The 9080-nt window shown below is 67.9% G+C and carries 5 protein-coding genes and 3 pseudogenes; 5 read left to right on the top strand and 3 right to left on the bottom strand.

Annotated elements, in window-relative coordinates:
* Positions 1–211: 211 nt before the first annotated feature.
* From topA to tldD, 3 genes and pseudogenes are all read right to left on the bottom strand, one after another.
* Positions 212–2929, bottom strand: coding sequence for a type I DNA topoisomerase (gene topA, locus TY51_RS16390; protein ID WP_042251448.1), 2718 nt, complete (start codon positions 2927–2929; stop codon positions 212–214).
* A 93-nt stretch (positions 2930–3022) separates the two neighbouring features.
* Positions 3023–4153: pseudogene (gene dprA, locus TY51_RS16385) on the bottom strand (DNA-processing protein DprA).
* Positions 4154–4220: 67 nt separating this feature from the next.
* Positions 4221–5642 carry a metalloprotease TldD gene (gene tldD, locus TY51_RS16380; protein WP_042251445.1) on the bottom strand — a complete coding sequence of 474 codons (1422 nt, stop codon included), beginning with the start codon at positions 5640–5642 and terminating at the stop codon, positions 4221–4223.
* 226 nt (positions 5643–5868) lie between these two features.
* Here tldD and coxB point away from each other — a divergent pair.
* The 5 genes and pseudogenes from coxB to TY51_RS16355 all read left to right on the top strand — a co-directional run.
* Positions 5869–6755, top strand: a pseudogene (coxB, locus tag TY51_RS16375) (cytochrome c oxidase subunit II).
* Positions 6756–6823: 68 nt separating this feature from the next.
* Positions 6824–7741, top strand: a complete 918-nt coding sequence (gene cyoE / locus TY51_RS16370; RefSeq protein WP_042251443.1) for a heme o synthase — start codon at positions 6824–6826, stop codon at positions 7739–7741.
* Entirely contained in the window at positions 7742–7972 is a 231-nt protein-coding gene (locus TY51_RS16365; protein WP_042251440.1) for a hypothetical protein, read from the top strand.
* Entirely contained in the window at positions 7969–8541 is a 573-nt protein-coding gene (locus TY51_RS16360) for a cytochrome c oxidase assembly protein (protein ID WP_042251439.1), read from the top strand. The genes TY51_RS16365 and TY51_RS16360 overlap by 4 nt, the downstream gene beginning before the upstream one ends.
* A 34-nt stretch (positions 8542–8575) precedes the next feature.
* Positions 8576–9080 (top strand): annotated as a pseudogene (locus TY51_RS16355) (cytochrome c oxidase subunit 3); the annotation flags it as partial.

Genomic DNA, 9080 nt, shown 5'->3' with positions numbered 1-9080 from the left:
AGGCAGCTCGGGGATGCCGCACAGGCCGGAACCCCCCCGCTGCAATGAACATCCCGGTCATGCAAAAGCCCCGTCAAGAGCCTCGCCAGCAGTGGCATAGACCTTTTTCATCGGTCCTCCCGTCCTTGATCCCGTTTGTCGGCCCAAGTTGTTGCGTGCGCTGGCGCGAGTGTCAATCGCAGGGGCGGCGTGTTAGCGCCGCCACCCGGTCCTACTCCGCCTCGGGCTTGGCCGCGGCCTTTTTCGCGGCAGGCTTCTTGGCGGCGGGCTTCTTTGCCGCCGGTTTCTTGGCCGCTGGCTTCTTGGCGGCCACCTTGGGCGCGGCCTTCTTGGCGGCCGGTTTCTTGGCCTTGGCGGGCGACTTGGCGGCCTTGGCCGCGATCAGCTCCAGCGCCTGTTCGACGGTCAGATCCTCGGGGGTGACGTCGCGGGGCAGGGTCGCGTTGACCTTGGCCCATTTGACATAGGGGCCGTACTTGCCGCCCAAGATCTGGATCGGGCCGCCGTCGGGATGATCGCCCATCTCGCGCAGGGGGGCCGCGGCGGCGCCGCGACCGCGGGTCTGCTTGGCCGCCAGAACCTCGACTGCGCGGTTCATGCCGATGGTGAAGACTTCGTCGACATCGGCGATGTTGGCGTATTTCGACCCATGCTTCACATAGGGGCCGAAACGGCCGATCCCGGCCTCGATCAGCACGCCGTCCTCGGGATGGGGGCCGACAGGACGGGGCAGGGCCAGCAGCTGCACGGCCTGGTCCAGATCCAGCGTCGCGACCTCCCACCCCTTGGGGATGGAGGCGCGGGGCGGCTTGGGGGCCTCCTCGGTCGCCTCGCCGCGCTGGACATAGGGGCCAAAGCGCCCGGTCTTCAGGCTGATCTGGTCGCCCGCATCTTCGCCCAGCACGCGGTCGCCGATCGGCGCCTCTCCGTCCGGGGCGGACAGGGGGCGGGTGTACCGGCATTCGGGATAGTTGGTGCAGCCGATGAAGGCGCCGCCCGACCGCGCCGTCTTGAGGTTCAGGCGCCCTTGGCCGCAGACCGGGCAGACGCGCGGATCGCCGCCATCCGCGCGGGGCGGATACAGGTGCGGGGCCAGCGCGTCGTCGATCGCCTCCAGCACCTCGGTGATGCGCAGCTCGGACGTACCCTCCAGCGCCTTGGAGAAGTCCTTCCAGAACCGCGACAGCACCTCGCGCCACAGGCGGTCGCCGGCGCTGATCTCGTCCAGCTCGTTCTCCAGGTCGGCGGTGAAGTCATAGCTGACATAGCGCGGGAAATACTTCAGCAGGAAGATCGTGACCAACCGGCCCTTGTCCTCCGCGATCAGGCGGTTCTTGTCCTTGCGGACATATTCGCGGTCCTGGATCGTGGTGACGATGCTGGCATAGGTCGACGGGCGGCCGATGCCCAGCTCTTCCATCCGCTTGACCAGCGTGGCCTCGGTATAGCGCGGCGGGGGCTGGGTGAAATGCTGGCGCGCGGCGGCCTGGGCCGCATCGCTGACCAGCAGGCCCGGCCCGCCCTTCAGGCCCGCGGGGGCCGCGATCGCGTCGCCGCCTTTTTCGCGGGCCTTGGCCAGTTCGTCGTCAAAGGCGTTGGCGACTAGGCGCGCGGCCTCGCCCTGCGTGATCGCGGGCAGGCGGGCGCTGTCCTCGCCGTCATCGTCGTCGCGGCCCTGGTCATAGACACGCAGGAAGCCGTCGAACAGCATCACCTGGCCGGTGGCGCGCAGGCCGACCTGGTCGTCGGGGCTGGCGATCTCGACCGTGGTGCGCTCCATCCGGGCGGCTTCCATCTGGCTGGCGATCGTGCGTTTCCAGATCAGGTCGTACAGCTTGCGCTGGTCGTCGGCGGTCAGCTTCAGCTTGTCGGGCGACAGCATCATGTCGGTCGGCCGGATGCATTCGTGCGCCTCTTGGGCGTTCTTGGCCTTGTTCTTGTACATGCGCGGCGATTTCGGCAGGTACTTCTCGCCGAACTTGGCCTTGATCGCGTCGCGGGCGGCCATCACGGCCTCGGGGGCCATGTCGATGCCGTCGGTCCGCATATAGGTGATCAGCCCGGCCTCATACAGACGCTGCGCCGCCGACATGCAGGCCTTGGCCCCCATGCCCATCTTGCGGCTGGCCTCCTGCTGCAGGGTCGAGGTCATGAAGGGCGGCCAGGGGTTGCGGCTGGCAGGCTTGGCCGCGACCGACGTCACCTTCAGATCGCGGCTGGCCACCGCGCTCAGCGCCATGGCGGCCTGATCGGCGGCGGCCAGGTCGAAGCGGTCCAGCTTCTTGCCGGCCAGCGATACCAGCGCGGCATCGTATTCGTCGCCGCCCGGCGTGGCCAAGCGCGCATGGACGGACCAGTATTCGCGTGCCTTGAAGGCCTCGATCTCCATCTCGCGGTCGACGATCAGGCGCAGGCAGACCGACTGCACCCGGCCCGCCGATTTGGCACCCGGCAGCTTGCGCCACAGGACCGGCGACAGCTTGAAGCCCACCAGATAGTCCAGCGCGCGGCGCGCCAGATAGGCGTCGACCAGCGGCTGGTCGATCTGGCGCGGGCGGGCCATCGCCTCGGTCACGGCGGTCTTGGTGATGGCGTTGAAGGTCACGCGGCTGACCTCGGCGCCCTTCTTCAGGGCAGGGGCCAGCGCCTCCAGCAGGTGCCAGCTGATCGCCTCGCCCTCGCGGTCGGGGTCGGTGGCCAGAATCAGGGTCTGGTCGTCCTTCAGCGCGTCCTTGATCGCCTTGAGGTGCTTGCGGCTGTCGGCCGCCACCTCCCACTTCATGTCGAAATCGTTGTCGGTATCGACGCTGCCATCCTTGGGGGGCAGGTCGCGGACATGGCCGAAACTGGCCAGAACCCGATAGTCGGAACCCAGGTATTTCTCGATGGTCTTGGCCTTGGCCGGGGATTCGACGACGACGACGGGCATGATGACCTCGGACAACTGCAATGGGGCGGCAAGATGGGTGCCGGGCGGGGCAGTGTCAACGGGGGGTGACAGCACAAGACCGCAAGACGGGCGTCACGACAGCGCCAGACGACCCCCCGCCAGCCGGGTGACGCGCCCCTGCAGCTCCAGCGACAGGATCACCGCGCTGGCGGTCGCGGCGGGCACGCCCAGATCGCGGATCAGGTCGTTCTCCTCGGTCGGAGAGGGGGACAGGCGCTGCAGGATGCGGCTTTCCAGCTGGATCGGGCCGCCCTGATCGCGCGGCGGTGGCAGGGGTTCGGGCGTGGCGATGGCGACGGGGCGGGCAGGGGCGCGTCTGCGCCAGCGCATCGGCCACGTCGGCGGCACTGCGCACCAGCGTCGCCCCGTCGCGGATCAGCGCGTTGCAGCCTGCGGCGCGTGCGTCCATCGGGTGGCCGGGCACCGCCATGACCTCGCGCCCCTGGTCCAGCGCATTGCGGGCGGTGATCAGGGTGCCGGACGCTGCGCGGCCTCGATCACCACGACGCCTTGGGACAGGCCCGAGACGATGCGGTTGCGGGTCGGGAAATGCCGCGCCGCGGGTTCCGTGCCCGGCGGCTGTTCGGACACCAACACGCCGCATTCCGCGATCCGCGCCGCCAGTTCGGCGTTTTCCGCCGGATAGATCACATCGACGCCCCCGGCCATCACCGCGATGGTCCCGGTGGGCAGGGCCGCGGCATGGGCCGCGGTATCGACCCCGCGCGCCAACCCGGCGACGACGGTGAACCCGGCCTCTCCCAGACCCATCGCCATGCCGCGCGCCATGCGCAGCCCCAGGGATGATGCGTTGCGCGCCCCGATCACCGCCATCACGTCGCGCGACAGCCAAGCCGGGTCGCCCCGCACCCACAGGATCGCGGGCGCGCCGTCGATCTGGCGCAGGCTGTCGGGATAATCGGGGCTGTCATGGCGGACCAGCCGCGCACCCGCGCGTCGTCCGGCGGCCAGTTCGGCTGCGGCGACGCCTTCGGGGCAGACGGCATAGTCGGCGATGCCGGACTGGGCCGCGATGCGGGGCAGCGCCTCCAGCGCGGCACGGGCGCTGCCATGTTCGGCGATCAGGCGGTGAAAGGTCGTGGGACCGACCCGCCGCGACCGGATCAGCCGCAGCACGGACAGGTCGTCATCGACCGACGACGCGGGCAGGCCGAAACGGGCAGGGGCAAGTCCGATCGTCATGGGGCACCTTTGGAAGGACAGCCCCAGGATAGCCCCGCGGTGGTTAACAATCCGTTAGCGCGCGCCCTCAGGCGGCCGAGCCGCCGACCGTCAGACCGCCGATCATCAGCGTGGGCTGGCCCACGCCCACCGGAACCCACTGTCCCTGCTTGCCGCAATTGCCGATGCCGGGGTCCAGCGCCATGTCGTTTCCGATGGCGCGGATCTGCTGCAGGGCGGTCGCGCCGTCGCCGATCAGCGTCGCGCCGCGAATCGGGTCGCCCACGACGCCGTTCTTCACGCGATAGGCCTCGGTGCAGCTGAACACGAACTTGCCGTTGGTGATGTCGACCTGGCCGCCGCCAAAGCCCACCGCATAGATGCCGTCGCGCAGGTCGGCCAGGATCGCCGCGGGGTCCGCGTCGCCCCCCGGCATGAAGGTGTTGGTCATCCGCGGCATCGGCACGTTGGCGAAACTTTCGCGCCGCCCGTTGCCGGTGGGGGCCACGCCCATCAGCCGCGCGTTCTGGCGGTCCTGCATGTAGCCGGTCAGAATGCCGTCCTCGATCAGCACGTTGCGGGCAGGGGGCGTGCCCTCGTCGTCGATGTTGATGCTGCCGCGGCGGCCCTCGATGGTGCCGTCGTCAACCACGGTGACGCCGGGGGCCGCGACGCGCTGGCCCATCAGGCCGGCAAAGGCGGACGCCTTCTTGCGGTTGAAATCGCCCTCCAGCCCGTGGCCCACGGCCTCGTGCAGCAGGATGCCGGGCCAACCCGGCCCCAGCACCACGTCCATGACGCCCGCGGGGGCAGGCACCGACCGCAGGTTGACCAGCGCGATGCGCAGCGCCTCGTGGACCAAGCCCTGCCAGTGGTCGGGGGCCATCAGCTGTTCCAGCGCGTGCCGTCCGCCGCCGCCCGCGCTGCCGCTTTCGCGGCGGTCGTTGTTCTCGACGATCACGGCGACGTTCAGGCGCGTCATGGGCCGGATGTCGGTGGCAAGCCCGCCTTCGGGGCGCAGGATGGCGATCTCCTGCAGGCTGCTGCCCATCGAGATGGTCACCTGCACCACCCGCGGGTCCAGCGCGCGGGCGAAGGCGTCGATCTCTCGCAGCAGCGCGATGCGGCGGGCGGTGGAGATTCCCTCGGCCGGGTCGATCGCGGGGTAGAGGTTCACCGGCTGCATCGCGGGCTGCATCGCCGCCGTGCCGCCGCCGCGACCGACTGCCAGACGCGCGGTCTCGGCCGCGCGGCGCAGGGATGCCGTGGAGATGTCGGTCGAATGGGCATAGCCCGTGACCTCTCCCAGAACCGCGCGCAGGCCGAAACCACGCCCGGCCATGAAGCTTGAATTGCGCAGGCGCCCGTCGTCGAAGACCAGCGATTCCTGTTGGCTGCGTTCCAGGAACAGCTCTCCGTCATCGGCGCCGGCCACCGCGTCGCGCAGGATCTGCAGCGCGCCGTCCCGGTCCAGGTCGGTCGAGAACGGGTCGAAGGACGGGCGGGTCATGGCGGATCTCCTGGCGGTTGGCGGGCGGGGACGGGTCTGCGGACAGGCGCGGCAGGGGGTCGCGTTTCCTTTGGACGGGGAAATGCTGTAGGTATGTCTTGCCCGTGAGGGCGAGATATGGTCATAGAACGGTCACTGTGAAAGGAAAAGGGGCAGCCTCCCGGCAGCCCCTGCGGTCATTGGGACCGGGCCACTGCAACGGGATGGAATGATGGCAAAAGCGATGATGGGCCGTGCATTCGCGGCAGCGACTGGGTTCGCGACGGCGAGCATGCTCGCCGGGACGGCGATGGCACAGGGCGTGCTGGGCGATCTGCCCACGATCGGCAAGCCGGTCGCGGGAGGCATGGGCTTTCAGCCGGCCGCCACGGAACTGGCCCGCGATCAGCAATGGCTGGATTATTTCGTGCTGATCATCATCACGGCCGTGACCGTTTTCGTCTGTCTGCTGCTGCTGTACGTGATCTTCCGGTTCAACGCCAAGGCGAACCCGGTGCCCGCGAAATACACGCACAACACCCCGCTGGAGATCGGCTGGACCCTGGTCCCGGTGCTGATCCTGGTCGCCATCGGTGCCTTCTCGCTGCCGATCCTGTTCCGCAGCCAGGAGATGCCCGAGAATCCCGATGTCGTGATCAAGGCCACGGGCTACCAGTGGTACTGGGGCTATGAGTATCCCGAAAACGGCATCGCCTTCGATTCGCTGATGCTGCCCGAGGAGGAACTGGCCGAGAACGGCTATGCCCCCGACGAATACCTGCTGGCGACCGATACCGCCGTGGTCGTGCCCGTCGGCCAGACCGTGCTGCTGCAGGTGACCGCCAGCGACGTGATCCATTCCTGGACCATCCCGCATTCGCCGTGAAGCAGGACGCCGTTCCGGGCCGCATCGCCCAGGCCTGGTTCAACGTCGAACAGGAAGGCACCTATTTCGGCCAGTGCAGCGAGCTGTGCGGCATCAACCACGCCTACATGCCGATCGTCGTCAAGGCCGTCAGCCCCGAGGTTTACGCGGCTTGGGTCGCCGAACAGGGCGGCACGATGGGCGACGAGCCCGCGCCGACCGCCAGCCTGGACGCTGCGGCAAAGGTTGACCTGGCCCGCGCCGACTGAAGGCCGACAGACCCAGGCCCGTGGCGGCATCCTGCCGGCACGGCCAAGGAACAAAGATTGCAGGCGCGATGACCGATATCAACGCATATGAAGCAGCCCCCGAGGGCGAGTTCCGCGACTATGTCGCGCTGCTGAAGCCGCGTGTGATGTCGCTGGTCGTCTTCACGGCCTTTGTCGGCCTGTTCGTGGCCCCGGTCGACGTGCATCCCTTCATCGCCTTCTGTTCGGTGCTGTTCATCGCCTTGGGCGGCGGCGCGTCGGGCGCGCTGAACATGTGGTACGACCGCGATATCGACGCGATCATGAACCGCACCCAAAGCCGCCCGATCCCGTCGGGCCGGGTCGAGCACAGCGCGGCCCTGGGCCTGGGGCTGGTGCTGTCGATCATCTCGGTGATGATGCTGGGGCTGGTGGCGAACTGGTTCGCGGCCGGGTTCCTGGCATTCACGATCTTCTTCTATGCCGTCGTCTATACGGTCTGGCTGAAACGCTGGACGCCCCAGAACATCGTCATCGGCGGCGCCGCGGGCGCCTTTCCTCCGATGATCGGATGGGCCTGCGCCACCGGCGGAATCAGCATCGAATCGCTGCTGATGTTCGCGCTGGTCTTCTTCTGGACGCCGCCCCATTTCTGGGCGCTGGCGCTGTTCATGAAGGAAGACTATCACAACGCGGGCGTGCCGATGCTGACCGTGACCCACGGTCGCCGCGTCGCGCGTCGCCACATCTTTGCCTATACGCTGGTGCTGGCGCCCTTTGCGCTGTGGCTGGGGCTGACGTCGGTCGGCGGGCCGCTGTACATGGCGGTTGCGGTCGTACTGAACGCGGCCTTCATCCGCGGCGGCTGGCAGGTCCTGCGCCGGAACGAGGACGCCGCCATCGCGGATGGCTATCTTGTCGAGCGGCGGGTCTTCAAGCTGTCGCTGTATTATCTGTTCCTGCATTTCCTGGCACTGCTGGTGCAAAGCTGGATGGGAGGCTGGTAGATGGCCCTGAGAACCGAACACGAGATTCACGGCCGCCGCCGGTCCCGCAACGTGGGGCTGGGCGTCGTGCTGCTGGGCTTTGTCGCGCTGGTCTTTGGTCTGACGGTGGTCAAGGTGCAGGAGGGTGGCTTGGTCGAAGGCTATGACCACCAGCCCCGCGTCTCGCTGACGCCCATCGAACCCCAGGCTCCGGCCGTTGCCCGGACCCCCGTGCAGGAGGTGACCGAATGAAGCGTCTCAGCCCCGAAGGCCGCACCGTTGCCATGCTGCTGGGCGTCGTCGTCACGATGGGCGCGCTGGCTTGGGCCGCCGTGCCCTTTTACGACTGGTTCTGCCGCGTGACCGGCTTCGGCGGCACCACGCAGGTGTCGGAAACGACGTCCGACCAGGTCCTGGACGAGGTCGTCCGCGTCCGTTTCGACGCCAACACCGATTCCAACCTGGAATGGACCTTCCGCCCGATGCAGGCCCGCATGGACCTGAAGATCGGCGAAAGCGGTCTGGCCTTCTACGAGGCCGTGAACACGTCCGACGTGCCGCTGACCGGAACGGCCAGTTACAACGTCGCCCCCGAGGTTTCGGGCTATTACTTCATCAAGGTCGAGTGTTTCTGCTTCACCGAGCAGACGCTGCAGCCCGGAGAGCGGATCGAGATGCCGGTCAGCTTCTACGTGGACCCCGAACTTGTGGACGACCGCGATGCCGGACATGTCCGCGACATCACGCTGTCCTATACCTTCCATCGGACCGAGCCGCGCAGCGCTGCGCTTGACACCGGCGCGGCCGACACCATCAATTAAGCCGAATACACGAGGGAGCCGACGGGGATCCGACATGGCGCATGCAAAGAACCACGACTATCACATCCTACCGGCCTCGGTCTGGCCGTTCCTGACCGCCATCGCGGTCTTTGTCATGCTGTTCGGCGCGGTGGCCTGGATGTCCGGCGAGGTGACCGTCATGGGCGCGCCGATCTCGGGCCCCTGGATGTTCGCGATCGGCCTGGTCGCGACCACCTACATCGCCTTTGCATGGTGGGCCGACATGGTCCGCGAGGCGGAGCAGGGCGACCACACCCCGGTGGTCCGCATCGGCCTGCAATACGGCTTCATCCTGTTCGTGATGTCCGAGGCGATGCTGTTCGTGTCGCTGTTCTGGAACTTCATCAAGCACGCGATGTACCCGATGGGCGAGAACAGCCCCATCACCGACGGCGTCTGGCCCCCGCCGGGATCGAGACCTTCGACCCCTGGCACCTGCCGTTCATCAACACGCTGATCCTGCTGCTGTCGGGCGTGGCCGTCACTTGGGCGCACCATGCCTGGGCGCATGAGGGCGA

The sequence above is a fragment of the Paracoccus sp. PAMC 22219 genome (assembly GCF_000787695.1).
GTDB lineage: Bacteria > Pseudomonadota > Alphaproteobacteria > Rhodobacterales > Rhodobacteraceae > Paracoccus.
This window is presented reverse-complemented; position numbering and strand designations above follow the sequence as displayed.